We start from the raw sequence: 25,009 nt of genomic DNA, 5'->3' as shown, positions 1-25,009 counted from the left end.
GCAGCCATCCGGCTCAGCGCATCAGTCAGTCCATTCTTTGGGATGCTCGTCCCGTCGCATGAGCGGTTCGAGTCGAACGCCGACCAGAGCCGGATGAAGCCGGCTGATTGGTTTTGCGTGCGTTGCATTCCCCATTATTTGCATTTCGCGAATGCCGCATTCGCCCACATCCCCATTCCCCGCGCGCCCGGCTTGGGCCACTCTGCGTCAAACCGGCAGCGTAGCCGAACATTGCGACGCATCGCGCACGCCGGCTCGAACATGACATTGGAGACAAAGATGAAAGCGAATCAGTGGGACGTGTCCTACGAATGGAAAGCCGTGACGCTGCTTGCGCTCGGCTTCGGCCTCGTAGGTCTTGACCGGTGGCTCATCGCACCGCTTTTCCCGTCGATCATGAAAGACCTGCATCTGAATGCGCAGGACGTGGGCAATTGCATTGGCATCCTCGGGCTGTCGTGGGGCGTGTTCGCCGCATTGATGGGCGGCATCTCCGACAAGATCGGCCGTCGCAAGGTGCTGATCCCCGCGATCATCGCATTCTCGCTGCTGTCGGGCTTCTCGGGCGTCGCGGGTGGACTGGCCGCGCTTCTCGGAATTCGCGCGCTGATGGGGGTGGCGGAAGGCTCGTTTTGTCCCACGAGCTTCGCCGCGACCGCCGACGCTTCGCATCCGAAACGGCGCGGCTTCAATCTCGGCTTGCAGCAAAGCGGTTTCGCGCTGTTCGGACTGGCGCTGTCGCCCATCATCGCGACGCAGCTGCTCGGCGTGATGAGCTGGCGCTGGGTGTTCGCGCTCGTGTCTATTCCCGGGCTGATACTCGGTCTGCTGATGTATCGCGTGATTCGCGAGCCGAAGCCCGAGTCGTCCGTCGAGATCAAGCAGGCGAATACGCCCACGCAAAAGACGCATGGCAACTGGCGCGATGTGCTGAAGAGCCGCAACATCCCCGTGGCAATGGTCGCGCTGTTCTGCGCGATGACGGGCGTGTTCGTGCTCGGCGCGATGCTGCCGCTCTATCTGACCGACTATCTCGCGCTCGACACCCAGCGCATGGGCGTCGTCGTGTCGGCCATCGGCTTCGGCGGTTTCGTCGGGCAGTTCGGTTTGCCGGGGCTGTCCGATCTCGTCGGGCGGCGCTTTGCCAGCATCGTCGGCTTCGTCGGTACGGCCGTGATGCTGTATGTGTTCCGTGGCCTCGGCGCGCAGCCGTTCGCGCTGTTCGCGGTGCTGTTCGTCGCGTCGTTCTTCACACTGGGTCTCGTATCGCTGCTGTCCGGCCCCGTCGCGACAGAAGCGGCGCCCATCGGCATGGTGTCGACGGCGATCGGCATCGTGGTCGGCGCGGGCGAGATCTTCGGCGGCGGCATTGCGCCTGCACTCGCGGGCTTCGTCGCCACGCACTTCGGCATTCAGAACATTCTGTGGCTGCCGATCTGTGCGGTGATTCTCGGCGTCGGCGTGAGCCTGCTGCTCGAAGAGACGGCGCCCGCCAGGGCGCGGCGGCGCAGCGCACCGACCGTCGACGAGTCCAGCCGTTTCCCTGCCGTCGAACAGCCTGAATAAGCAAAGTCTCCTCATACGCCGCGTGCACCGACCCAGGCTCCAGCACGTATACACTGACGTGCTGGAGACGGGGACAAGGACGCAGCATGGATCGTTTTCTGAGTATCGAAGCCTTCGTGCGGGTGGCTGAAACCAGCAGCTTCGCCGAGGCCGCACGGCAACTCGGCGTGACCAGTTCGGTCGAGACGAACCGCATCCAGCAACTGGAGAAGTTCGTCGATGCGCCGCTCTTTCATCGCAGCACGCGCCACGTGCGGCTCTCCGACGTCGGCGAAGCGTTCTATCGCGAATGCGCGGAAGTCGTCGGTCGCGTCAACGAGTTGACCGACCAGATGCGGGAACTGCGCGCCACCCCCACAGGCAGGCTGCGCATCCAGATGCTGCCGGGCTTCGCGCTCGGACACTTCGGCGCGTCGCTGGCCGAGTTCAACCGGCGTTATCCCGGCATTCAGCTCGACGTGATCGTCAACGACCGCGTCGTCGATCCCATCGAAGAAGGCTTCGACGTCGCGTTTCAGATCTTCCCGCCCATTTCCGAATCGCTGATCGAACGGCGCCTCTTTCCCGTGCGGCGGCTCTTCTGCGCCGCGCCTGCTTATGTGAGCGAGCATGGCGCGCCGCAGCATCCGCGCGATTTGTTGCAGCACACCACAGCGCTCTATTCGGGTTATCCATCGCGCAACCGCTGGACGATGACGCGCGGCGACGAGGTCGTGGAAATGGAATTGCCCGGCATGATCCGCTCGAATTCCGTGCACCTGCTACGCGACTATGCGCTGACGGGCGGCGGCGTGGTGTGCCTGCCGACGCTCGTCGCAAGCGCCGCGCTGCTCGACGGGACGCTCGTTCCCATCCTCGCCGATTACGCACTCTCGCCGCTGAACTTCGCGGCCGTGTATCCCGCGACGCAGCGCCAGGCGCTCAAGGTGAAGGCGCTGGTCGAATTTCTCGCCGACTGGCTCGGGCCTGAGCCGTCGTGGGACGCGCCGCTCATCGAGCGCGGCTGGGTCCGCTGATTATTCGCGAATCGCAAATGCCGTAATCGGTGCGGTGCCGGTTGTCGATGTTCTGCTGCGCTCCTAAAGTTGAATCCAACAACTTTCCGAACGATGGAGACAGCAATGACCGACGCGTCGTATCACACCTTCTTTGGGTCTCTCGACCGCTATCGCAAAGGCGAAATCGAAATCACGAGTGGCTCTGCGCGCCACTACGTGTTCTCCAACATCTTCGAAATCGCCTCGACATCCGCGCCTTACGAGAAAGTCGTAGCAGGCAAGAACCTCGACTATGTGATCGAAGTGCTGCGCACGGAAGGGCCGTCGCGCTGGTTTGCGAGTTCGCACGACGAGTTCGCGATCTTGATGGACGGCGAAGTGCGCATCGATTTCATCAAGCTCGATACGCCGCCGCAGAACGTCGCGGGCTCCGTCTACGCGTCGAACGAGGGCGAGCCGCCAGCAGGCCGCGCGATGGGACATGTCGTGCTGCGCCGTGGCCATCAGGCGCTGCTGCCCGCGGGCTGCGCGTATCGCTTCAGTGCGCAGAAGCCCGGTGTGGCGCTCGTGCAAACGATGCTCGGCAAGCTGTCAGTCGAGAAGTGGGCGGACATCTGCCTGCACTGACACGCGTTCGCGCACCCATCGCACACAACATCAGGAGACACGACATGGCTACTCTCGATACGCTCGATCATCCCGCCGGCTTCGCAGCTGACACCGTCAAGGCGAGCGAACCCGATCCCGTCACCGGCTACAAGCGCTTCACGCTCGGTGCATTCGAATTTCTTCGCGACGAGTATTTCGTCAAGATCAACTGGCCCGCGAAAGGCCAGACCCGTACCCACGCCGTGCCCGCCGACGCCTTCCTGCGCGCGATGATGCGCGACGTCGCATGGGGCTTCTTCTACGGCTGGGTGAATTTCGATCACGTGTTCGGCACGCGCAATCACTACGGCAAGGTGGACATTTACGCGGGCTCGTTCAACGGCATCATGAAGGAAGCGGGCGTCGACTACATGGAGACCTTCGAAACGCCGACTATCATGGCGACCTTCAAGGCGATCCTGCACGACTGGACCAACGAAGGCTTCGATCCGTTCGCCGCACCCGAGGAAACGGGCACGGCATTCGGCCGCAAGCATGGCGACAACGACGCCGCGATCGAACGCACGCGCATCGCCACGCGCCGCATGCCGGGACTCGAAGGCGATTCGCCGCTGCGCGACGATCTGCCCATCAACCGCGCGTTTGCCGATGTATCGCAAGACGAGCCCGAAGTGCATGTCGAGCCCGGCTTCGAAGGGCAATTGCATGCGGTCAATCTGTTCAAGTATCTGTCGCGTTCGGATGTCACGTGGAATCCGTCGGTGACGTCGGTGTGCGGCCAGAGCCTGTTCTGTCCGACCACGGAGGAATACATCCTGCCCGTCTTTCACGGCAACGACCGCGTCGAATGGTTCTTGCAGCTGTCGGATGAAATCGTCTGGGACATTGGCGACAAGAACACGGGTGCGCCGCGCGCCCGCATCACGATGCGCGCGGGCGACATCTGCGCGATGCCCGCCGACATCCGCCATCAAGGCTATTCGACCAAGCGCTCGATGCTGCTCGTGTGGGAGAACGCGACGCCGAATTTGCCGAAACGTTATGAAAGCGGCGAACTGAAGCCGTATCCCGTCGACTTCTGAATAACGGCGCGCCCGCTTTGAATCAAGGACTTCTCATGCAAAACCAACTCTTTATCGACGGCCGCTTCACCGACGCTGCCGAAGGCGGCACGATCGACGTGCTCAATCCGCACGACGGCTCGCTGATCACGAAGATCGCGGCCGCCACGGCCACTGACGTCGATCTTGCCGTTGCTGCCGCGACGCGTGCGTTTCCGAAGTGGTCGGGCATGGCTGCCGCCGATCGCGGGCGCTTGCTGCTGCGTCTCGCCGACGCCATCGAAGCGAATGCGGAAGAACTCGCGCAGCTCGAATCGCTCGACACGGGTCACCCCATCCGCGATTCGCGCGCGCTCGACGTACCGCGCACCGCCGCATGCTTCCGCTATTTCGGCGGCATGGCCGACAAGCTGCAGGGCTCAGTGATTCCCGTCGAAACGGGCTTTCTCAACTACGTGCAGCGGGCGCCGATCGGCGTGGTCGGCCAGATCGTGCCGTGGAATTTCCCGCTGATGTTCACCAGCTGGAAAATGGGCCCGGCGCTCGCTGCGGGCAATACCGTCGTGCTGAAGCCCTCGGAGATCACGCCGCTGTCCACGCTGCGCATCGTCGAGCTGATGGCCGAAGTGGGCTTTCCCGATGGCGTCGTGAACATCGTGCCGGGTTACGGCAACACTGCGGGCCAGCGGCTCGCGGAACATCCGGGCGTCGGCAAGATTGCGTTCACGGGCTCGACGGCGACAGGGCGCCGCATCGTCGAAGCATCGCAAGGCAATCTGAAGCGCGTGCAGCTCGAACTTGGCGGCAAGGGCGCGAACATCGTGTTCGAAGACGCCGATCTCGACGCCGCGATCAACGGCGCAGCATGGGCGATCTTCCACAACCAGGGGCAGGCGTGCATCGCCGGCTCGCGGCTGATCCTGCACGAGCGCATCGCTGATGAGTTCCTCGAGCGTTTCGTCGCGCTCGCTGCGTCGATCCGCGTCGGCAATCCGCTCGACCCGGAAACGGAAATGGGACCGCTCACGTCGCTGCAGCATCTGGAGCGCGTCAAAGCCTATGTCGACGTGGCGCGCGAGCAGGGCGGGCGCGTGCTGACGGGCGGGACCGCGCCGCAGGATGCGTCGCTCGCGAACGGCTACTATGTGCGGCCCACGGTGGTCGAAGCGAAGACCCCGCAAGACCGCATCGCGCAGGAAGAAGTGTTCGGGCCGTTCGTCACGGTGCTGCGTTTCGGCAGCGATGAAGAAGCGCTGCAGATCGCGAATGGCACCGATTATGGACTCGGCAGCGGCCTGTGGACACGCGATCTCTCGCGCGCACATCGCACGGCGGCGCAGATTCAAGCGGGCATGTGCTGGATCAACTGCTATAAGCGCGTGAATCCGGGTAGTCCGTTCGGCGGCGTCGGACAGTCGGGCTATGGGCGCGAAATGGGCTACGAGGCGATGCACGATTACACGGAAGCGCGTTCGGTGTGGGTCAACGTCGACGGCAAGGTGCCGCCGCATTTCAGGCGCTAAAGAGGACGACGGCGATGAAAGGCTTTGTCTATCAGGGCACGCCGTCGCGCGTGGTGTTCGAGTGGGGCGCGCTTGCGCAACTGCCCGCAGAAGTCGAACGGCTCGGCGCGCGGCGCGCGCTGATTCTCTCGACGCCCGAACAGCACGCTTTGGCCGACGAGGTGGCGCGCGTGCTGGGCGAGCGCGCCGCGGGCGTGCACGCGCAGGCGGTGATGCATGTGCCCGTCGGCGTGGCGCGCGCCGCGCGCGAAGCGGCCGCGGCGCTCGACGCCGACTGCTGCATTGCCGTCGGCGGCGGTTCGACAATCGGGCTCGGCAAGGCGATCGCGCTGGAGTCGCCGCTGCCCATCATCGCCGTGCCGACTACCTATGCGGGCTCGGAGATGACGCCGATCTACGGACTCACGGAAGGGCGCGTCAAGCGCACGGGCCGCGACATGCGCGTGCTGCCGCGCACGGTGATCTACGACCCGTCACTCACGTTGACGTTGCCGCCGCCGATCTCGGCGGCCTCGGGCGTCAATGCGATCGCGCATGCCGTCGAAGCGCTCTATGCGCAAGACGCGAATCCCGTCATCAGCCTGATGGCAGAAGAGTCGATCCGCGCGCTGGGCGCGGCGTTGCCGGGCATCGTGCGCAAGCCCGACGATGCCGACGCGCGCAGCCGCGCACTGTACGGCGCGTGGCTCGCGGGAAGCTGCCTGGGTGCCGTCGGCATGGCGCTGCATCACAAGCTGTGTCATACGCTCGGCGGCACGTTCAACTTGCCGCACGCGCAGACGCATGCGGCGATGCTGCCGCATACGGCACACTACAACCACGAGGCTGCGTCCGATGCGTTGACGCGCGTTGCGCAGGCGCTCGGCGGACAGCGCGCGAGCGAGGCCGGGCCGCTGCTCTACGATCTGGACCGCACGCTCGGCATTCCCGTGTCGCTCGCGGAGATCGGCATGCCGGAAGAAGGCCTCGACGAAGCCGCGGAGCTTGCGTGCCGCAATCCGTATGCGAATCCGCGCCCGATCGAGCGCGACGCGATCCGCGCGCTGCTGCAGCGCGCATGGCAGGGCATAGCGCCTGCCTGAACACAGCGGGAACCTGGAGGAAGACATGTCGATAGACGAACGAGAGGCCGAACGAGAGGCCGAACGAGCCCTGACCGGGCAGGTGGTGGCAAGCTTCGCGAACACGGAAGATGCGCGGCTGCGCACGCTGATGCAAAGCCTCGTGCGGCACATGCATGCATTCGTAAGCGAAGTGGAGCCGACGGAAGAAGAGTGGATGGCGGCTATCCGCTTTTTGACCGCGACGGGCAAGATGTGCGACGACCTCGTGCGGCAGGAGTTCATCCTGTTGTCGGATACGCTGGGCGTGTCGATGCTCGTCGACGCGATCAATCACCGGTTGGCCACGGGCGCGACCGACACGACGGTGTTCGGGCCGTTCTATATCGAAGGGATGCCGGAGCGCGCGTACGGCGAGAACATGGCTTTCACAGCCGGCGTGCCCGCGCTCGTGCATGGCCGCGTATTGACGACCACGGGTGAGCCGGTCGCGGGCGCGTTGCTCGACGTGTGGCAGACGGCCGGCAACGGCATGTATTCCGGGCAGGACACGGCGCAGCCGCATGGCAATCTGCGCGGCCGGTATCGCACGGACGCCGACGGCCGCTATGCGATCACGACCATCGTGCCTGTCAGCTATCCGATTCCGACTGACGGTCCCGTGGGCCAGATGCTCGAAGCGACGGGGCGGCATCCGTGGCGTCCCGCGCATCTGCATTTCATGATCAAGGCGCCGAACTATCGCACGCTCGTCACGCATCTGTTCGACAAGGACGATCCCTATCTGCAATCGGACGCCGTGTTCGGCGTGAAGCCTTCGCTGATGGTCGCATACGACGAACGCTCCGCAAGCGACGAACTCGCGCGGCGCTTCGGCTTCAGCGGCAGCTATCGCGAAGCGCGATACGACTTCGTTCTGGATGGGAGCGCAACGCAATGAGACGCTACTTCGCGGTGTTTGCCACCGACAAGCCGCAGATGCGCGAAGTCCGCGAGCGCATGCGGCCGAGTCATCGTGCGTATTTGCGCAGCGCGTCGTCGCACGGCGTATTCGTGCGGCTCGGCGGCCCGACACTCGCGCCGCATTGCGACGCGATGAACGGCACGCTGCTCGTCGTCGAAGCGGACGGTATCGGTGATGTGATGGCGTTCGTCGGCAACGATCCCTATATGCAGGCGGGGCTGTTCGAGCGGGTCGAGGTGCGGCCGTGGGACTGGAGCCTCGGCAATCCGGAACAGCGCGTATGAACGGCGATACACAGCGGCTGTGCAGCCTCGGCGATGTGCCCGACGGCGGTGCGCGCGTCGTGGACCGCGCGGGTCAGCCCGTGATACTCGTGCGGCGCGGCGACAGCGTGTGGGGCTATGTGAATCGCTGCCCGCATTTCTCGGTGCGACTCGATTTCGAAGAAGGGCAGGTATCGTGTTATCGCGGACAGGTTTTGATGTGCGCACATCACAGCGCACTTTTCCGTTTCGAAGACGGGCGCTGTATCGAAGGGCCGTGTGCCGGGGCGGCGCTCGATGCAGTCGAGGTCCGCGTCGATGCAACGTGGTCTGTCGTGGGTCTGTGAAAATCCAGAGTTCGCTTCAAACGCGAGCAGGCAGTAATATGACGGCACTTTTCCTCTACGGGTCATACTTCGATGCAAGTGCTGGTTGACGCAGACGCCTGCCCGGTCGTCGTCAAGGAGATGCTGTTTCGGGCCTCGAGGCGCATTGAAGTGTGCGTGACGCTGGTTGCGAATCAATTTCTGCGTACTCCGCCTTCCCGCTTTATCAAGGCCATACAAGTGCCTGCGGGCTTTGACGCCGCCGATAACCGTATCGTCGAACTCGCTGAGAGCGGCGACCTCGTGATTACGGCGGACATTCCTCTCGCTGCCGCTGCTCTCGACAAGGGCGCTCATGTGCTCGATCCACGCGGAAACTGGTTTAGCCGCGAGAACATTCAGGAGCGTCTCACGATGCGCGACGTCATGGACCAGTTGCGTAGTTCAGGCATTGAGACGGGCGGCCCGACACCTTATTCCGCCAACGACAGCAAGGTGTTCGCCGGGCAACTGGACCGCTTCCTTGCACGCCACCGTGCTTCGCCTCGTTGACGTGCCTGACGTGCCTGATGCGCGTGTGACAGAACACATACGAAGCGACACCATTTTTTGTTCAGTGCAAAAAATCCGGCCAGTGCAAGCAAAGTACTTTTACGTCAGAAGATTGCTTTAACGCGGAGAAAGCCCACGCGTGAACGACGATTGATGGCGAAACTAAAACAAAGTGTAGGAACATCCGCCAAGCTATCGGAAATTCGCGACATCCATAAGGATGCGTAAAGCATCCCATCTATGATGCACCGCAAACAAAGCAGTTTCGACGCAGAGCGTCCGGCGTCTCGAATGGCAAGGCCGCGGAGCAGAAATGCTGTCAGTTGGTGCATCCAAAGAACAGCACGCCGTAATGACAGCCTTTCCTGGTCAGCAATAACAGTGAAATTTCCCGAGACAACACTACGTCGTCCGCGATAGAGGACGAGCGTGTTGCAGCAACATTCGCTTGAACGTTCAAAAAGCCAGGGGTGCGCTCAGGTCGTGCGCATCTACCCAGTTCTTTCCATACCCGCAATGGTCAAGGGGAAGGCTCATGACGTGTGCAAGTCTGGAATCGGCGCTAACGGATTGGGTGCAACTGCCCGAGCCCAATGTGCGCTGCATGCCTGTCACGCGCCGCGTGGCGATCCTGCTATTCGAAGACTGTTCATTTGCCGTGACGGTCATGCTCGGCGAGATCTTTCAGGCGGCGAATGAAATCGCGTCGAGTGCGAATCGCAACGTGAGATATGAACTCAGGTTTCTGTCCGTTACGGGCGGCAACGTGAGATGTTCATCGTCGATCTGCGTCTGGACGGATGGACTGGATTCGTGGCACTGCGTGGGTTTCGATACGTTGTTCGTTTCCGATGGAACGGGCGCGAGTGCCGCCGCACGCGACGAAAGGATCGTGAACTGGCTGCGTCGCGTACACGCGAACATGATCGCTGTACAGCCTCTCGGCGAGGGCCACAGGCTGTTTCGGTCAGCCTGCGCACATGCAGAGCCGCGATCCGTCGGCGTCGAGCACGGCGGAGCGGGCGAGACGGAGGGCGAGGAGCGAGAGCATACAAGCGTACGTCTCGAGCTGATGAAGGGCGCGCTGATCCTGCTCAAGCGCGATATCGGCGACGATTGCGCACGCAGCGTCGCGAAACAGGTGATGCCCGACACGCTGTCCGCCTTTCCGTCTCTGCTGGGCGGCAGTCCCGATCGCGATACCGCCGACCGTGTGCATGTCGCCGCGCGTTGGCTGAAAGACAATTGCCAACGTTCGATCACGATCGAAGACGCAGCGCGTGTGGTCGACATGAGTACACGCAATTTTCAGCGATGCTTCAAGATTGCCGTGGGTGTCACGCCTTCCGCTTATTTGATGCGCGCGCGGTTTGCGATTGTCTGCAGCCTGTTGACTCATTCCGAGTTGCCCGTCGACAAGATCGCACGGCATACGGGCATGAGCAGTGGCGATCGGCTCGCAAAGGTATTTCGCCGGCAATTGAATGTATCGCCGACCGAGTACCGGATAAAAACACGGCTGGAAGCGGGTATCTAGATTACGCGGCCATAAACGCTTATGGATTTCTCCGTGGATTGCAATTCGTCTGCTTTCATAGCTAGCCTGTAGCACCGGCTCAAGAGTTCAACGCAAGTTCTTCTGTTTCAGGTGCTCGATCGAAGCTCCGTATATTTCATTCGCGTGACGTGGATATGTGTAATTCATGCTTCGCGATCAAGGATGCGAAATGAGCAAGTTCGAAGGAAAGGACTCGGGTTTTGTGACCGGGCAGTACTCCGTTGATCTGGGTGCCGTGCCCATGGTGACGGATTCGTCCGTATTGGTGTCCGCGAATGCCGACGGGCTGCGGTTGCTGCTCCGGCCATTTTCCTGTCGCCTTCTTGCTTCCGTCGTAAGACAGGGGCCGCCGCCCTATGAGATGTTCGTCGAAGGATGGCTGTCGACGGAGGGAAGCGCCGAGCATTGTACTCAAGCCGTCGAGATACATTTCCGGTTCGGAGAAAGGGCAGCGCATACGCAATGGGATTCTGCGTCAGACGAGGCGGGAATCCCTGAACGGATTCACAGCTCAGCGACGTTTCTAAAGTCGAATCTGGAGCATCTCATCACGGTAGCCGACGTCGCGCGCACGGTTGCAATGAGCGAACGCAATTTCTTACGGCGCTTCCGGCAAGAGTTCGGCATGACGCCTTCCGAGTACCTGCTGCAAACGCGACTGCAGAAGAGCTGTCAATTGCTTGTCGAAAGCGAACTGCCTGTCGACAAGATTGCGCGGCGTTGTGGCATGACAAGCGGCACCCGGCTTGCAAAGATCTTTCGAAAGCGGTTTGGCATGTCGCCTACCGAATACCGCCTTCAGAATGGAAAAAGTTCGCGCGCACTCGTCGAGGCTTGAGAAGAGTGCCGCACGCTCGCGCTCGTTCATCATCGGCCGAAGCCAGTCCAAAGCAGTGGCGAGTACCTGTCGATTGCCGCCTGAATCGGGACATGATGCCCATACGCAACGGCCGACACCGTCAATAACGAACCCGCCACGAAAGGGCGCAGCTTTGTGGGCAGAAGCGGAGGCGGCTTCCGGCGCATCAACAGGACCGTGACGAGCAGACCCAAGGTCCAGCCCGCGATGACCTCCGACACCGAGTGCGCTTCGTCGAACACACGTGAGACGCCAATCAGCGCGGCTATGGCGATGCCGGAGCACAACGCCGCGCTCCGCCTGTTTGCTCGTCCGTCGTGCAGCGTAAGCAGAAACGACATGGGCCATACGGCCGACGCCAGCATGGTATGTCCGCTGATCATGCGAAAGTTGATTGCCTCGATCTGCATGCCGGAGCCGGCATAGAGAATCTTGCTGATACCCACGAGCAACATCGCTGCGACAAGCAGAACGGACCATGAGAAGGCCACGCGCGAGCCCGTCATCGAACGGGTCAGCCAAACCACGCAGACGATGGCCAGCGGCAGTGTCATTGCCGCGTCACCCAGATTGCTGATCGCCATCCACATTCGTCGCCCCGCTGGTTCTCGCACCGCCTAAGTGTATTGCAGAGCGTGCGAAGAAATAATTCGTTTTGAAAATGAACACTCATCTGCATGTCGACATGCTAAAGAACCCGGCGATCAAGCCTTGCAGACATTATTTATTCATCTGTTGTTTGTGTCACTGCTTTGCGACCTGCGAAGCGTATGCGCGCGAACCTATAAGAGAGAAGTAAGACCAGGTTCATACGGGAAATTTCGATGCAAACCGATCAGACAACGTCGGGCACGATTCGGCCAACGAATATTGATGCGCGGTCTGTCAAGTATGATGCACTGCATATAAACGCAGAACAGAATCAGCCAATACATACGTTTCCACATGACCTGTAACCCGAGTAGTCAATCGCGCTAGTCGTTCCCGATAATTCACGTAGGGGTCCAAATCATGATCGTGCGTGACGAAAAGATGATCGATAAGCACGACGGGCACCATCCTTTCGAGAGCGATCTGTTCCAGGAGCCGGGTGCCGTCGAGATGGTGCCGGTGATACTGGCTGGCGGCGCTGGCACGCGGCTTTGGTCGATGTCGAGAGAGCAGTATCCGAAACAGCTGGGCGGTCTGCTTGGGAACCATTCGCTGTTGCAGGCGACGGTCGCGCGCACGCAGAACCTTGCCGGTCCGTGGCGGCTGGCTCCCGTTCCCGTGGTGGTATGCGGCGACGAGCATCGATTCATTACCGAGGAGCAGACACGTGCCGCGGGCGTTCATTCGTCGATCGTCGTCGAACCGGCGCGGCGCGACACCGCTCCCGCGCTGACGCTTGCTGCAGCGGCGCTGGCGCGTGACGGCGCCGATCCGATCATCGTCGCGATGCCCGTCGACGACGCGATCGCCGACGTCGAGGCGTTTCAGCGCGCGATCCTGATCGCAGCGCGCTACGCCGCCGATGGTGCGATCGTGACACTGGGCGTGCCGCCCACACGCGCAGAGACGGGTTTCGGCTACATCCGGTTTGGTGCGTCGCTCGCCGACGCAGCGCGCAACATCGAGCGCTTCGTCGAGAAGCCGGCGGCCGAGCTGGCCGTGCATTACGTGGAATCAGGCGGCTACTGGTGGAATAGCGGCATTTTCGTTATGCGCGCGCGAGTGTGGCTCGATGCCGTCAATCGACTTCAGCCCGCCATGTATCGGGCTTGCGTAGACGCAATCGAAAATGGCATGAGCGACGCCCCGTACTTCTATGTCAGTCCGCAGCATTTCAACCGGTCGCCACCTGCGTCGATCGATCATCTCGTGATGGAGCGGATTGGCATCGACGAATCTCTTCCGCCTGGCGTGGTCGTGCTGCTCGACGCGGGCTGGGCCGATCTGGGACCGTCATGCGCAGCGGTCGACGGTTTGCACATGGATTCGCGGCGTAGCGTCCTTCAGCAACGTGTGCTTGCCGATGAAGAGATCGCGCTGTTCGACCGCGTCCGCGATTACCTGACGGGCGAGGATCTACAGAAGATGAAGGTGGCCATCGTTCACGACTGGCTCGTGACGGCAGGCGGGGCAGAGAAAGTACTCGAGCAGATCATACGGTGCTTTCCCGACGCAGATCTTTTCAGTCTCGTCGACTTTCTCGAAGATCGCGATCCCGTTTGCGGCAAGGCGGTGACGACGTCATTCATTCAGAGCTTGCCGTTCGCGCGCCGCCGGTATCGTGCCTATCTTCCGCTGATGCCGCTTGCCATCGAGCAGTTCGATCTCTCTGCTTATGATCTGGTCATCACGAGTTCATATGCGGTCGCAAAAGGCGTGCTCGTCGGGCCCGACCAGACCCACGTCAGCTATGTGCACTCGCCCATGCGCTACGCGTGGGATCTTCAGCATCAGTATCTTCGCGAGTCGCATTTGACTCGCGGACCGAAGTCCTGGGCAGCGCGTGCACTGCTGCATTACATGCGAACCTGGGACGCGCGCTCGGCCAACGGTGTCGATAGTCTGATCGCGAATTCGGATTTCGTTGCGCGCCGGATGATGAAAACCTATCGGCGCGAAGCAACGGTGATTGCGCCACCCGTCGAGGTCGAGCGTTTTGACGCATGCAGCGAGAAAGACGATTTCTATCTGACTGCGTCGCGGCTGGTGCCTTACAAGCGCGTCGATCTGATCGTCGAAGCGTTTTCGAAAACACCGGCGCGCCGTCTTGTCGTGATCGGCGATGGACCGGAAATGGAGAAGATCCGCGCGCAGGCCGGTCCGAACATCACGCTGCTCGGCTACCAGCCATTTTCGGTCTTGAAGGACCATATGCAGCGCGCGAAGGCATTCGTATTCGCGGCTGAAGAAGACTTCGGCATTGTGGTCGTCGAGGCGCAGGCTTGCGGTACGCCCGTCATCGCATTTGGCAAAGGCGGTGCGCTGGAAACCGTTACGCCCATCGGCAAGCCGCACCCGACAGGTGTGCACTTCTTTCAGCAAAGCGCTGCGTCGCTGCTCGAAGCCGTGGAATGTTTCGAACGCCAGCGGCAGCAAATGAGTGTCGCTGCGTGCCGCGCAAACGCTGAGCGTTTTTCGGTCGCGGCGTTCAGGCACGCGTTCATGCACGAGGTAAGCACGACCATCGCGGCGAGCCGCAGGCGCTCACGTCGCCATGGCCCCTCACTCGATCCCGTATGGCCCGGCAACGCGGCGCAACGCATTCTGCAGAACAGTTGATGCGGTTGGGCGCATTTCGCGTCCCCGCCGTTCAGAACCATTCGCACCCGCGTCGCCCATGCCGGAAGATTGCCGGCGCTCGCGCGCACCCATGGACCTGAAAGCGAAAGGAATCCGACCCAGGCTTTAGACCGTGCATCGCGAACCTGCCGTGCAATTCCGGCAAAGGAGAGGAAATTGACGAATGCATTTGTTACGGGCATTACCGGACAGGACGGCGCCTATCTTGCGCAACTGCTGCTCGAGCGCGGCTACGAGGTGTTTGGTACCTATCGTAGTAGGAGCACGTCGAATTTCTGGCGCATGGAAGAACTTGGCGTGCTGGGCCACCCCAATCTTCATCTCGTCGAATGCGACTTGACGGATCTGGGCGCGACCATACGGCTGATCGAGAAAACCAAACCACGCGAAATCTATAACCTGGCCGCGCAGAGCTACGTTGGCGCTTCATTCGAGCAGCCCGTTACGACCTCGAAGATCACAGGCGCGGGCGCGCTTCATCTTCTCGAATCGATCCGCACACTGGATTCATCCATTCGCTATTACCAGGCTTCCACGTCCGAGATGTTCGGGAGAGTCGGGGGCGCGCCGCAAAACGAGGAAACGCCGTTCTACCCGCGCAGTCCGTACGGCGTGGCAAAGCTTTACGCGCACTGGCTGACCATCAACTATCGCGAGTCGTACAACATCTTCGCGTCGCCGGGGATTCTCTTCAATCACGAATCGCCATTGCGTGGCCGTGAATTCGTCACTCGAAAAATCACCGATGCCGTCGCGAAGATCAAGCTCGGAAAGCAGGATGTGCTCGAACTCGGCAACCTCGACGTCAAACGCGATTGGGGCTTTGCGAAGGAGTACGTGCACGGCATGTGGCGCATGCTCCAGGTCGACGAACCGGAGACCTTCGTGCTGGCGACCAACCGCACGGAGACGGTTCGACGCTTCGTCACGATGGCGTTCAAGGCGGCGGGAACGCAGATCGAGTGGCGCGGCCGAGGCGCTCAGGAAGAGGGCATCGACATCTCGAACGGCACGGTGAGAGTGCGCGTCAATCCGAAGTTCTATCGTCCCGCGGAGGCGGAACTTCTGGTCGGCGATCCGGGAAAGGCAAAGGAAAAGCTGGGGTGGGAGTGTAAGACCTCGCTCGAAGATCTTTGCAAGATGATGGTCGACGCGGATCTGGCCCGCAACGAGAAGGGCATCTCGTTCTGAGTCGTCTGTCGGATTGAATACGCAAACAAGCGATCTGCTTCTAGAGGAGTACGAACTTGAGCGTAAAGAGCATCGGCATGAAGAACGAAACGGGGCGCGGCGATGAAGACGCCTTCGTCGCCGGAGATCTCGGACGGCTGATCGTCGACAACATCTGGGTCGTGACCTGTATCGCCGCACTGGTGTTCGGGGCGTCGATTCTGAAAGCGTACCTCGCTACCCCGATGTACGACGCCAACGCGGTGCTGCGAGTGGATCTACCGAACCCGAACGGACTTGGCATCGCATTGCAGGCGCCGCAGGTTGCCCAGCCGGTTCCGCTGAAATTGCCGACCGACGTCGAGATCGAAATGGTACAGAGCCGCAACGTACTGTTGCCGGTGATCGAGCAATTCAGATTGAACCTGTCGGTCACGCCGCGCCGGCTGCCTTTGCTCGCGGATATTACCGACCTGTTCGCGACGCGTGGCACGCCCATGCCGCCCATTCTCGGCCTCCCGTCGTTTGCGTGGGGCGGGGAGATCGTGACGCTGGCCTCGTTACGCGTGCCGCGTGAACTGGAGAACGAGCCGCTCGGCATGCTGGTGCTCGACGGCGGTCGATACCGGCTCGATGACCCGAACGGCCGCCCGATTCTCTCGGGTACCGTGGGCGTGCCGGCAGCGGGCGACGGCGGGTCGATCACGGTGGACCGCTTGGCGGCCCGGCCGGGTACACGCTTTACGGTGGTGCGCTATAGCGATGTCGATGCGATCGAGCGGATTCATCGGCAATTGCAGGTGATGGAGCTGGGCAAAGACACGGGCGTTATCCAGATCCTTTACGAAAGCAGCGATCAGATGCTTGCCATGCGCGTGACGGATGCGATTGCCAAAACGTATATCGCCGCGCACATCGCGCAACGCCGTGAAGAAGCAAGCGAAACGCTGGCGTTCGTGGATGGTGAACTGCCCCGCCTGCGCGACGAACTCCGGCAGGCGGAAGTGCGATTGAGCGACTACCAGACGGCGGTTGGAACGATCAAGCCCGATCCTGAGAGCACGATGTATCTGCAGGGCAGTCTCGACTTCGCTCGCGAGATTGCCAGTGTGAGACTGCAGCGCACGCGGCTCCTCGAGCAGTTCACGCCCGACAGTGCTCAGGTGCGAACCACCGATGATCAGCTGAAGCAGCTCGCCAGCGAAAAGGAGGCATTCGAAGCGCGCTTCAGCACGTTGCCGCTTGCAGTGCGCACGACGGCCGATCTGACGCGCGACGTCAAAGCGGCCAATGACATCTATCTCGCGATGCTCAACAAGTCGCACGAACTGGATGTAACGCGAGCGGGGACGCTCGGCAATGTGCATATCGTCGATACGCCGCTTTGGCCGTCCAGACCCGTCAAGCCGAAGCGTTTGCTGATCGTCGCCACGGGTGCGGGAGCAGGTGTGATCCTTGGCGTGCTGTTCGTGTTCGTGCGGCAGCAGTACTTCAACGGTGTGCGCGAGCCGCTGTCTGTCGAACGCCGTTTGCGCCTGCCTGTTTTCGGCGCAATCCGCTTCAGCAGCGAGCAGGCGCGGCTTGACTACGGCGCGGACCGCATCGCGTCGCCGCAGACGCACCCAGGCGACAGGATGAGCGCGGATACGCAAGCGCCCGATGCCGCGGGAGCAATCGATCCGCACGGGAGCGATCCGCAACGGCTTCGCGAAGCGGGCATCGGCGCGCCGTTCCATCGTGCGTCCCACGAAGCATCGAACCACGCGAAGTCGCCGTCTTCCGCCAGAAAGCGTCACGTAACAGGGACGCCTCTCGCCATACACCGGCCGGCCGATCTGTCGATGGAGCAGTTGCGCGACGTGCGAACCGCGCTGGAGTGTGCGGTCGCCGTAGCGCCGAACAAGATCCTGCTGGTGACGGGCGCGACGCCTGGCACGGGCAAGAGCTTTGTTTCCGCGAATCTCGCGGTGCTCGCAAGCGAGACGGGCAAGCGGGTCTTGCTGATCGATGCCGACATGCGGCGCGGCGTGCTCGCTTCGCATTTCGGGCTTCCCGCGTCGAATGGTCTGGCGGAGCTGCTGGCAGGACACATCATTCCGCTGCGCGCGATTCAACCCACTTGCATCGACGGCATGTCGTTGCTTGCGACTGGACTCTATCCGGCGAATCCATCGGCGTTGCTCGCGACGCAGCGAATGCGCAACCTGCTTCACATCGCCAGTGAGCAATTCGATCTCGTCATTGTCGACACACCGCCCGTTCTCGCCGTAACGGATGCAAACATCCTTGCGGCCCATGCCGGCGCCACGCTGCTGGTGCTTCGTCCGAACGTGCAAACCCAGTCCGAACTGGAAGAGACCTTGCGGCGCCTGGATCGCGCGGGGGCCAATCTGATCGGCGCTGTCTTCAATGCGATGCCGCAACGCCGGAGTGAAAAGCGATGGCATGCCTACGCAAGGGCGTACTCCGCGAACGCAAGCCAGATGCAACGCAATGCATAGAACCGACGCGTGAGCACGTCGCTTCCGGCAGATCCAGTCAGAGAGGGAAATCATGCTGAATACGCCACATCGAACGGCTTCTCGTGCACTTTCCGCGACGCGAGGCAACGTCATCTCCAGCCAGTCCGGCGACGCAACCGCGACCGGTATCGACGCGTCGGACGAAGACTTCGTCATCAACGGCAAGTTCATGAGCCAACGCATGACGGGTGTGCAGCGCTGTGCGTATGAATTCGCCACTGCGTTGCAGCGTGTGGAGCAGGAGCACAGGCGTTTCTCGGTGATCGTCCCCGTCGACGCCACGACGGCATCCGCACCGTTCAAAACACGAACGGCATTTTCCTGGCTCAAGGGATCGCTTTGGGAACAACTTGCGTTGCCGTTCGCGTCCGGGCGCCACATTCTGCTGAGTCTTTGCAATGTGGGGCCCATCATCAAGCGACGGCATGTCGTGATGATCTACGACATGGCTGTGTTCGATGCGCCGGCCGGCTACTCGAGGAAGTTCCGCTGGTGGTACGCGTTCATGTTCTTCTCGTTGAAGCTGAATGCGCGGCATATCGTGACCGTATCGGAGTTCTCGAAGTCACGGATTCGTGCCGCGCTTGCCGTGCCGGATTCCAAGGTGTCGGTGGTCAAGCTGGCGGCCGATCATTTCGGCCGCATCGAGAGCGACTCCGGCGTGATCTCGCGCCTCGATCTGAAGAAGGACCGCTATGGACTGGCGGTCGGCAGCCTGGCGGGTGGAAAGAATCATGCGCGTTTGCTTGCCGCGATCGAGCGGCTCGAGTTGCGCGACGACTTCAAATTCGTCGTCGCCGGCGGCAAGAACGGGCGCATCTTCGGCAACAGTACGACGCGTGCGGGAGCGGAGGGGGAAAAGGTCGTCTGGGCGGGATATGTGTCGGATAGCGAGTTGAAGGCGCTGTACGAGAACGCTGCCTTCTTTGTGTTTCCGTCGCTCTATGAAGGATTCGGGCTCCCGCCTTTAGAGGCGATGTATTGCGGCTGCCCGGTGATCGTGTCGCGCGAGGCTTCGTTGCCGGAAGTGTGCGGCGATGCAGCGGTCTATTGCGACGCGTATTCCGTCGAGGACATCGCCGAGAAAATGACGGCGATGATGAACGATGCGCAAATGCGCGCGATGTACCGGACGCGCGGTCGCGAGCACGCCGGGCAATTCCAGTGGTCGAAGTCCGCCAGCCGTCTGCTGGACACGATCAGTCACGCGCGCTGACGCGCTCCCGTCAACACTGCCGCGACGGAGAGGTCGATGTACCCCAAGGTGATATCGATTCTGTTCTACATGTTCTTTACCTGCGTGATCTTCAATCCGCAGGTATCGGGTGTCACCGTTTACGTCTATGTCGTCATTCCGTTTCTCGACCCCGGATTTTTACGGTTCGTGAGCAACACGTTTCGCAGATGGAGCGGTCCCCTCGGCGTCGCGCTGATCGTGAGCTTTATGGGCTCTCCGTCTGTTGCGGTGCGAGTAGTGTCGATCGCCGTGTGCATCGGCTATCTGTTGTACACATCCGGGCGCGGCCTGGATTGCCTTCATCAATGGATGGCAATCAACGTGATCTTCGCGCTGGCTCAGTTTGTCCTTTACTACGTCGATCAGAGTCTGTCGATACAGCTTGGCCCCAAGAATCTGTCGAAAATGCTGTGGGGCGAATATGCGACAGAGACCAACACGAACTTCTACGAGATCTTCTATTTCTCGCGCGTGTCGGGTTTTTCCCGTGAAGCGGGGTTCTTTTCGTCCTTGCTGGTCGCATCGTTTGTCGCGGACATCGTCAGAGGAACGACGAGCCGCAAAATGATCGCGCTGTACTGTATCGGCCTGTTCATCAGTTTTTCCAAGTCGTCGTTCGTGTTTGTGATCTTCGCTGCGTTGTATCCGCTGCGCGACGGGATAAGAAGGGTCCATCCGCTGATTGTCCTGCTGGCGTACACGGTATTTTTTGCGCTGCTAGGCGCGTATCTCGCGCGTTTCAATTTCTTCGACTCGGATACGTTCGGGCATCGGCTTGGCGGTTACGCGTTCCTGTTCGATGCAAGACTCGAAGACGTCGTTCACGGCATCAACGCCAGTGAACTGATCGCGCATTACCGGTACTTGCCGTATGTGCACCTCATCGAGCGCGACGTGCAGGGCGCGGGTGTGACCTTCGCCGGGTTGCCTGCAAACGTTGCGGAAATGGGCGTGTTCAGCGCGTTGATCCTGTTGGGCGTCGTCGCGCTGACTGCAAGCGACGGTTTCGTCATGCTCCTGTTTCTGCTGCTGACCGCGACGGTGAGCATCACGACCGTGACTTCCTTCGTGCCGCTCGCCTACCTGACGTTGTACTGGCCGCGCTTCTCCGCCTATAGCGCGAAATATCTGACAGTGGCGCGCCGGCCGCCTGCATGGAAATCTTTTGCGCCAGTGCGATATGCGAGTGTTCGCAAGAACGTGTCCATGACGAAATAGCGATTTCGAATGCGTCTTTTACGCCAACCGGAGTGATCGGACAGCAAGGAGGTTTCATGTTCGCAGGTCGCATTGCGAGCTGTTTGACGACATCGATGCGCGTACTGCTGCTTTCGGCAGTCGCTTTGTGGTGCGCAGGCGTGCCCACTGTGCTGGGTGCAGAGTTGACGCTCAATGTGAACAATCCAGCGGGATCGTTGATCGCGCAGCGTGCCGGCGACATGAAGATCGAGTTCGGCATACCGCCTCAGGAGAAAACGGGCAGCGCGATGCTTCGGACGTCGCTTCTGAGGTATGACGGCGACGGCGCGCTGGTGAGCGACCCCATCGCTTCTTACCAGCAGGCGGTCACGCTTACGCGTCAAAGCGTCAACGCGACGGTCAGCATTACGATTCCGCGAGCGGGTCTGTTTCTCGTCGACGCGACATTGCTTTCGGAGAATGGCAAAGCGGTCGCCTCGAAGCGCGTCAATGTCGCGGCAATGTCGCCGCGCGGACGGTCATCATTTCCCGACTTCGGTGTGGTCACGCATTTTGCGCAAGGAAAGGGGGCGCCGGAAGTTCTGTTGCCGCTTGTCAAAAGCGCGGGCTTCTCGTGGATACGGGACGAGATCTACTGGGATCACATCGAACAGAAACCGGGTGTGTTTGTTTTCCCGAAAGACTACGACGCGTATCTGAATCGTGCGTCGAAGCTCGGGATTTCGCCACTCATCGTACTGGCCTATGGCAATGCGAAAGCCTATCCGGAACTGTTCGGGGCTGAGCAGAGCTTCCCAGATAGCCCGGAGGCACGACGGTTCTTTGTGCGCTATGTGGACGAGGTGGTCCGCCGCTACGGACAGATGGTCACGCACTGGGAAGTCTGGAACGAACCCGCGTTCGCGCGACTCGGCTATGCCGGCTACGTGGCGCTGCTGAAACCCGTCTACATGCAGATCAAGGAGCGCAGCCCGCAGGCAACCGTCATCTCGTGCGGCGGAGGCGGTGCGGGCGGAGGCCCTGGCGGGGACTGCCTGCTGGAGATGAGCAAAAGCGGCGCACTCGACTACCAGGATGCATTCAGCGTTCATCCATATATGTCGCCGCACATTCCGGAGACGGGCTACCCGACTGCGGGCGGCCCCATCGCCTCGGTCAGCATTCCGACGGCGTGGCCCTATCTCGTGCAGCTGACCGGGCAGCATCCGCGAACGGACGGACGGCGCGTGCAGCTATGGATCACCGAATTGGGCTGGCCCTCGAGCCCCGCATCGGCCGCGCTGGATCCGACATCGCAGGCAGCTTACCTGGTGAGGAGCTATCTGCTGTCGCGACGTTACGCCGGGGTGACGGTCATGTTCTGGTATGACTTCGTCGACGACGGCAACGATCCCTCCAACCAGGAGGACAACTTCGGCATGTTGAGAAATGACCTCTCGCCGAAGCCGGCTTATGTCGCTTCTGCCGTGCTGAATGCAACGCTCGGAAGCCGCAAATGGCACAGCGCACTGGTCGACGATGAAAACGTGAAGGTGTTCCAGTACGGCAATTCAGAGCCCGTGATTGTCGGATGGACGACAGCGAACACGGCGCGCGTGGTGTCCGTGCAGGTGCCTGCGGGCAAGTACGTGCAGCGTGACTGGCAAGGCGCCGAATCTCAGGTGACGGCGGACGGGGCGGGACTCAAGTGGCGGCTTGGACCCTTGCCGTCTTACCTGTTGCCAGAGGCCGTCGTGCGCTGATCGCGGATCGGATATTGGGAGCTTCCATGTCGTCGGTGAGAAAGAACGCCGCTTTTCTGTTGGTGGTGCAGATATCGACCTACGTGGTGCCGATGCTGATCGTGCCGTGGCAGACGCGCGTTCTGTCGGCAGAAGGATTCGGCCGTCTTAGTGTGGCGATGGCGATCATCATGTACTTCGTCAATCTCGCGCAGTACGGCTTCGATCTGACCGTCACGCCGCAGATTTCGGTTCACCGCGACGATCGGGAGAAGCGTACTGAGATCTTCTGGACGACGCTGACTGCGCAGATCCTGATTGCGTGCGCAGGATTCGTCGTGTTGATGGCGCTGACTTTCATTGTGGGGCGTCTGGAGAACGACCGCGAACTGCTCGCGATCGGCTATGGAACGGCACTCGGTGCGAGCTTGTGCCCCGGTTGGTACATGCAGGGCATCGAGAAGCTCAAGCTGCTGAGCATCGTGACTTTCACGGGGCGAGTGCTGAGTTTGCCCGCAATGTTGCTGCTGGTCCGGTCGAAATCCGACATTTACTGGGCGATAGGCATCAATAGCGCGGTCATCCTGGGGTCGAGCGCGGTCATTCTCGGTTATGTCCTTTTACGAGGCGAGGTGGGGCGCTTCCGCACGTCGGTAGTGGATATCGTCGCCGCTTTGAGAGCGGGGTGGCAAGTCTTCGTTGCCATGTTCTCCGTGAATTTTTACGCGTACACGAACACCGTGGTGCTCGGCTTTGTCGCGGGCAACGTCGAAGCGGGTTATTTCGCCGCAGCAGACAAGCTGGTGAAAGCAGGCATCGGCATGATCACGCCGCTGTCGAATGCAGCTTATCCACGCATCAGTTATCTGATGCATCACGCGCGAGACGACGCAATGGTTCTCCTGCGCAAACTGCTGGCGGCGCAGGGGACCATCATGCTGGCCGTTTCGCTGACCATTTTCGTGAGTGCGCCGTATGCCGTGAAGGTCCTGTACGGCGCGCATTTCGCTCCCGCCACAGACGTGTTGCGCTGGATGGCCTTCCTGCCCCTCATGGCTGCCCTGACGAATATTTTTGGCGTGCAGGCAATGCTGCCTCTCGGGATGAAGAGCCAGTTCAGCCGGATCCTGCTGTCATCGGGGGCGTTGAACGTCGTGTTGATCTACATCCTTGCGACCTGGTTTGCTGCGATCGGCGCTGCGGCCGCGGTGCTCGTCACGCAAACGGCCGTGGTCGCCGCAATGGCCTATACGTTGTACGCGAAAGGCGTCGTGCAGGCGTTGGACAGTCGATGACGCATGGTCTATTCCCCCCTGCAGATGGTACGTCAGGGTTCACGGTTGGAACCTGAGGAGCGTTGCAAGTATGAAAGTGCTCATTACCGGCGGTGCCGGCTTTATCGGTTCGAATCTTGCCAGAAAACTGGTGAGCCACAACGTGACGGTGACGGTGCTCGACAATCTGTCACCGCAGATACATGGCGACGATCCGTACAACAAATCCGCTTTGTTCCTATCGGTGAAGGATAAAGTGCGCTTCATCGAAGGATCGGTCCTTGACCGCGAAACGCTCGAGCGCGCGATGCGCGGACAGGACGCGATCGTGCATCTTGCCGCGGAGACGGGCACGGGCCAGTCGATGTATGAAGTCGACCGTTATATCAAGGTCAACGTGCGCGGCACGGCGCTCATGCTCGACGTACTGGTGAAGGACACCCTTCACACCGTCAAGAAAGTTGTCGTCGCGTCGTCGCGCGCGATCTACGGCGAAGGCAAGTATCGCTCGCCGGCGGACGGAATTGTCTATCCCGGCGCGCGCGAGGAAAACGAAATGCGTGCCGGACATTTCGATTTCATGTGCCCGCGTACGGGCCAGAAGATGGAATGTCTCCCCACCGACGAGGATTCGAGGATCAATCCATCGTCCGTCTACGGCATCACCAAGTACAACCAGGAGCAGATGGTGATGACCGTGTGCCGGTCGCTGGGAATCGCAGGCTGTGCGCTTCGCTATCAGAACGTGTACGGCCCGGGGCAATCGCTGTCGAATCCGTACACGGGCATCCTGTCCATTTTCTCGACGCGAATCAAGAACGAGAACCCCATCAACGTATTCGAGGACGGACGGGAGAGCCGGGATTTCGTCTATATCGACGACGTATGCGACGCCACGATGGCGGCCCTGTTGAACCCCAATGCAGACAATCAGATCTTTGGCATAGGCTCCGGCGAACGCACGGAAGTGCTGGGCGTCGCGACGAAACTGCGCGACCTGTACGGAAGCAAGGTGGCGATCAACGTCACGGGTGCGTTCCGGCTGGGCGACATCCGGCATAACTACGCGGATCTCACACGGCCGCGGGAGCGGCTTGGATTCGAGCCGAAAGTCCCGTTCGACGAAGGCATCGCGCGTTTCGCCGCATGGGTCGACGGGCAGGACGTCGCGCCTGACACCTACGACAGAAGCGTCACCGAAATGAAGGCGCGCGGGCTTTACCAAACGTGATGGGAAGATCCATAAGGAGTAGC

The 25,009-nt window shown here is 61.0% G+C and carries 21 protein-coding genes and 1 pseudogene; 21 read left to right on the top strand and 1 reads right to left on the bottom strand.

Annotated features, from left to right (window positions below; all coding sequences use genetic code 11):
* Positions 1-279 precede the first annotated feature (279 nt).
* The 12 genes from FRZ40_RS38665 (at position 280) to FRZ40_RS38610 (ending at position 11,319) form a co-directional block, all read left to right on the top strand.
* Positions 280-1,566 (top strand): MFS transporter, encoded by a 1,287-nt coding sequence (locus tag FRZ40_RS38665; protein WP_147237739.1) that lies wholly within the window; start codon positions 280-282, stop codon positions 1,564-1,566.
* An 86-nt stretch (positions 1,567-1,652) separates the two neighbouring features.
* Positions 1,653-2,582: a LysR family transcriptional regulator gene (locus FRZ40_RS38660; protein ID WP_147237737.1), complete on the top strand. Its 930-nt coding sequence runs from the start codon at positions 1,653-1,655 to the stop codon at positions 2,580-2,582.
* Between the two features lie 105 nt (positions 2,583-2,687).
* Positions 2,688-3,191, top strand: coding sequence for a cupin domain-containing protein (locus FRZ40_RS38655; protein WP_147237735.1), 504 nt, complete (start codon positions 2,688-2,690; stop codon positions 3,189-3,191).
* A 44-nt stretch (positions 3,192-3,235) separates the two neighbouring features.
* A complete protein-coding gene (locus tag FRZ40_RS38650) occupies positions 3,236-4,255 on the top strand; it encodes a hydroxyquinol 1,2-dioxygenase (RefSeq protein ID WP_147237734.1) in 1,020 nt (339 codons plus the stop codon).
* A 35-nt stretch (positions 4,256-4,290) separates the two neighbouring features.
* Positions 4,291-5,757: an aldehyde dehydrogenase family protein gene (locus tag FRZ40_RS38645; RefSeq protein WP_147237732.1), complete on the top strand. Its 1,467-nt coding sequence runs from the start codon at positions 4,291-4,293 to the stop codon at positions 5,755-5,757.
* Positions 5,758-5,771: 14 nt separating this feature from the next.
* On the top strand, positions 5,772-6,839 hold the full coding sequence (locus FRZ40_RS38640; RefSeq protein WP_147237730.1) for a maleylacetate reductase: 1,068 nt from the start codon (positions 5,772-5,774) through the stop codon (positions 6,837-6,839).
* Positions 6,840-6,864: 25 nt separating this feature from the next.
* Entirely contained in the window at positions 6,865-7,758 is an 894-nt protein-coding gene (locus tag FRZ40_RS38635; protein WP_147237728.1) for an intradiol ring-cleavage dioxygenase, read from the top strand.
* Positions 7,755-8,066: a YciI family protein gene (locus FRZ40_RS38630; protein WP_028366151.1), complete on the top strand. Its 312-nt coding sequence runs from the start codon at positions 7,755-7,757 to the stop codon at positions 8,064-8,066. Before FRZ40_RS38635 ends, FRZ40_RS38630 begins: the two co-directional genes overlap by 4 nt.
* Positions 8,063-8,392 carry a Rieske (2Fe-2S) protein gene (locus tag FRZ40_RS38625; protein ID WP_147237726.1) on the top strand — a complete coding sequence of 110 codons (330 nt, stop codon included), beginning with the start codon at positions 8,063-8,065 and terminating at the stop codon, positions 8,390-8,392. Before FRZ40_RS38630 ends, FRZ40_RS38625 begins: the two co-directional genes overlap by 4 nt.
* Before the next feature lie 72 nt (positions 8,393-8,464).
* Positions 8,465-8,923 carry a YaiI/YqxD family protein gene (locus tag FRZ40_RS38620; protein WP_147237724.1) on the top strand — a complete coding sequence of 153 codons (459 nt, stop codon included), beginning with the start codon at positions 8,465-8,467 and terminating at the stop codon, positions 8,921-8,923.
* A gap of 535 nt (positions 8,924-9,458) precedes the next feature.
* The gene (locus FRZ40_RS38615; protein WP_147237722.1) at positions 9,459-10,460 is read left to right on the top strand and encodes a helix-turn-helix domain-containing protein; all 1,002 of its coding nucleotides are present in this window, start codon (positions 9,459-9,461) and stop codon (positions 10,458-10,460) included.
* A gap of 190 nt (positions 10,461-10,650) precedes the next feature.
* Positions 10,651-11,319 (top strand): helix-turn-helix domain-containing protein, encoded by a 669-nt coding sequence (locus FRZ40_RS38610; RefSeq protein WP_147237720.1) that lies wholly within the window; start codon positions 10,651-10,653, stop codon positions 11,317-11,319.
* 29 nt (positions 11,320-11,348) lie between these two features.
* On the opposite strand, the gene FRZ40_RS38605 is transcribed toward FRZ40_RS38610, so the two are convergent.
* Entirely contained in the window at positions 11,349-11,930 is a 582-nt protein-coding gene (locus FRZ40_RS38605) for a phosphatase PAP2 family protein (RefSeq protein ID WP_028366147.1), read from the bottom strand.
* Between the two features lie 421 nt (positions 11,931-12,351).
* On the opposite strand from FRZ40_RS38605, the pseudogene FRZ40_RS45555 reads away from it, so the two are divergent.
* From FRZ40_RS45555 to FRZ40_RS38565, 9 genes and pseudogenes are all read left to right on the top strand, one after another.
* A pseudogene (locus FRZ40_RS45555) lies at positions 12,352-13,221 on the top strand (mannose-1-phosphate guanylyltransferase); the annotation flags it as partial.
* A 195-nt stretch (positions 13,222-13,416) separates the two neighbouring features.
* A complete protein-coding gene (locus tag FRZ40_RS45550) occupies positions 13,417-14,610 on the top strand; it encodes a glycosyltransferase family 4 protein (RefSeq protein WP_420873943.1) in 1,194 nt (397 codons plus the stop codon).
* Positions 14,611-14,787: 177 nt separating this feature from the next.
* Positions 14,788-15,822 carry a GDP-mannose 4,6-dehydratase gene (gene gmd / locus FRZ40_RS38595; RefSeq protein ID WP_147237716.1) on the top strand — a complete coding sequence of 345 codons (1,035 nt, stop codon included), beginning with the start codon at positions 14,788-14,790 and terminating at the stop codon, positions 15,820-15,822.
* 56 nt (positions 15,823-15,878) lie between these two features.
* Entirely contained in the window at positions 15,879-18,302 is a 2,424-nt protein-coding gene (locus tag FRZ40_RS38590) for a polysaccharide biosynthesis tyrosine autokinase (protein ID WP_240057464.1), read from the top strand.
* A gap of 52 nt (positions 18,303-18,354) precedes the next feature.
* Positions 18,355-19,539 (top strand): glycosyltransferase family 4 protein, encoded by a 1,185-nt coding sequence (locus FRZ40_RS38585; protein WP_147237714.1) that lies wholly within the window; start codon positions 18,355-18,357, stop codon positions 19,537-19,539.
* A gap of 36 nt (positions 19,540-19,575) precedes the next feature.
* Positions 19,576-20,778 (top strand): hypothetical protein, encoded by a 1,203-nt coding sequence (locus FRZ40_RS38580; protein ID WP_028366143.1) that lies wholly within the window; start codon positions 19,576-19,578, stop codon positions 20,776-20,778.
* 56 nt (positions 20,779-20,834) lie between these two features.
* Positions 20,835-22,502, top strand: a complete 1,668-nt coding sequence (locus tag FRZ40_RS38575) for a glycoside hydrolase 5 family protein (RefSeq protein ID WP_147237712.1) — start codon at positions 20,835-20,837, stop codon at positions 22,500-22,502.
* A 26-nt stretch (positions 22,503-22,528) separates the two neighbouring features.
* A complete protein-coding gene (locus FRZ40_RS38570) occupies positions 22,529-23,776 on the top strand; it encodes a flippase (protein WP_147237711.1) in 1,248 nt (415 codons plus the stop codon).
* 70 nt (positions 23,777-23,846) lie between these two features.
* Positions 23,847-24,986: an NAD-dependent epimerase/dehydratase family protein gene (locus tag FRZ40_RS38565; RefSeq protein WP_147237709.1), complete on the top strand. Its 1,140-nt coding sequence runs from the start codon at positions 23,847-23,849 to the stop codon at positions 24,984-24,986.
* The last annotated feature ends 23 nt before the right edge of the window (positions 24,987-25,009 follow it).

This window comes from Paraburkholderia azotifigens (assembly GCF_007995085.1).
GTDB classification, from domain to species: domain Bacteria; phylum Pseudomonadota; class Gammaproteobacteria; order Burkholderiales; family Burkholderiaceae; genus Paraburkholderia; species Paraburkholderia azotifigens.
This window is presented reverse-complemented; position numbering and strand designations above follow the sequence as displayed.

What these genes read in the sequence shown, in the direction of transcription:
- FRZ40_RS38665 (WP_147237739.1), top strand. Translation starts at nt 280, where the DNA reads ATGAAAGCGAATCAGTGGGACGTGTCCTACGAATGGAAAGCCGTGACG.
- FRZ40_RS38660 (WP_147237737.1), top strand. Translation starts at nt 1,653, where the DNA reads ATGGATCGTTTTCTGAGTATCGAAGCCTTCGTGCGGGTGGCTGAAACC.
- FRZ40_RS38655 (WP_147237735.1), top strand. Translation starts at nt 2,688, where the DNA reads ATGACCGACGCGTCGTATCACACCTTCTTTGGGTCTCTCGACCGCTAT.
- FRZ40_RS38650 (WP_147237734.1), top strand. Translation starts at nt 3,236, where the DNA reads ATGGCTACTCTCGATACGCTCGATCATCCCGCCGGCTTCGCAGCTGAC.
- FRZ40_RS38645 (WP_147237732.1), top strand. Translation starts at nt 4,291, where the DNA reads ATGCAAAACCAACTCTTTATCGACGGCCGCTTCACCGACGCTGCCGAA.
- FRZ40_RS38640 (WP_147237730.1), top strand. Translation starts at nt 5,772, where the DNA reads ATGAAAGGCTTTGTCTATCAGGGCACGCCGTCGCGCGTGGTGTTCGAG.
- FRZ40_RS38635 (WP_147237728.1), top strand. Translation starts at nt 6,865, where the DNA reads ATGTCGATAGACGAACGAGAGGCCGAACGAGAGGCCGAACGAGCCCTG.
- FRZ40_RS38630 (WP_028366151.1), top strand. Translation starts at nt 7,755, where the DNA reads ATGAGACGCTACTTCGCGGTGTTTGCCACCGACAAGCCGCAGATGCGC.
- FRZ40_RS38625 (WP_147237726.1), top strand. Translation starts at nt 8,063, where the DNA reads ATGAACGGCGATACACAGCGGCTGTGCAGCCTCGGCGATGTGCCCGAC.
- FRZ40_RS38620 (WP_147237724.1), top strand. Translation starts at nt 8,465, where the DNA reads ATGCAAGTGCTGGTTGACGCAGACGCCTGCCCGGTCGTCGTCAAGGAG.
- FRZ40_RS38615 (WP_147237722.1), top strand. Translation starts at nt 9,459, where the DNA reads ATGACGTGTGCAAGTCTGGAATCGGCGCTAACGGATTGGGTGCAACTG.
- FRZ40_RS38610 (WP_147237720.1), top strand. Translation starts at nt 10,651, where the DNA reads ATGAGCAAGTTCGAAGGAAAGGACTCGGGTTTTGTGACCGGGCAGTAC.
- FRZ40_RS38605 (WP_028366147.1), bottom strand. Translation starts at nt 11,930, where the DNA reads ATGTGGATGGCGATCAGCAATCTGGGTGACGCGGCAATGACACTGCCG.
- FRZ40_RS45550 (WP_420873943.1), top strand. Translation starts at nt 13,417, where the DNA reads ATGAAGGTGGCCATCGTTCACGACTGGCTCGTGACGGCAGGCGGGGCA.
- FRZ40_RS38585 (WP_147237714.1), top strand. Translation starts at nt 18,355, where the DNA reads ATGCTGAATACGCCACATCGAACGGCTTCTCGTGCACTTTCCGCGACG.
- FRZ40_RS38580 (WP_028366143.1), top strand. Translation starts at nt 19,576, where the DNA reads ATGTACCCCAAGGTGATATCGATTCTGTTCTACATGTTCTTTACCTGC.
- FRZ40_RS38575 (WP_147237712.1), top strand. Translation starts at nt 20,835, where the DNA reads ATGTTCGCAGGTCGCATTGCGAGCTGTTTGACGACATCGATGCGCGTA.
- FRZ40_RS38570 (WP_147237711.1), top strand. Translation starts at nt 22,529, where the DNA reads ATGTCGTCGGTGAGAAAGAACGCCGCTTTTCTGTTGGTGGTGCAGATA.
- FRZ40_RS38565 (WP_147237709.1), top strand. Translation starts at nt 23,847, where the DNA reads ATGAAAGTGCTCATTACCGGCGGTGCCGGCTTTATCGGTTCGAATCTT.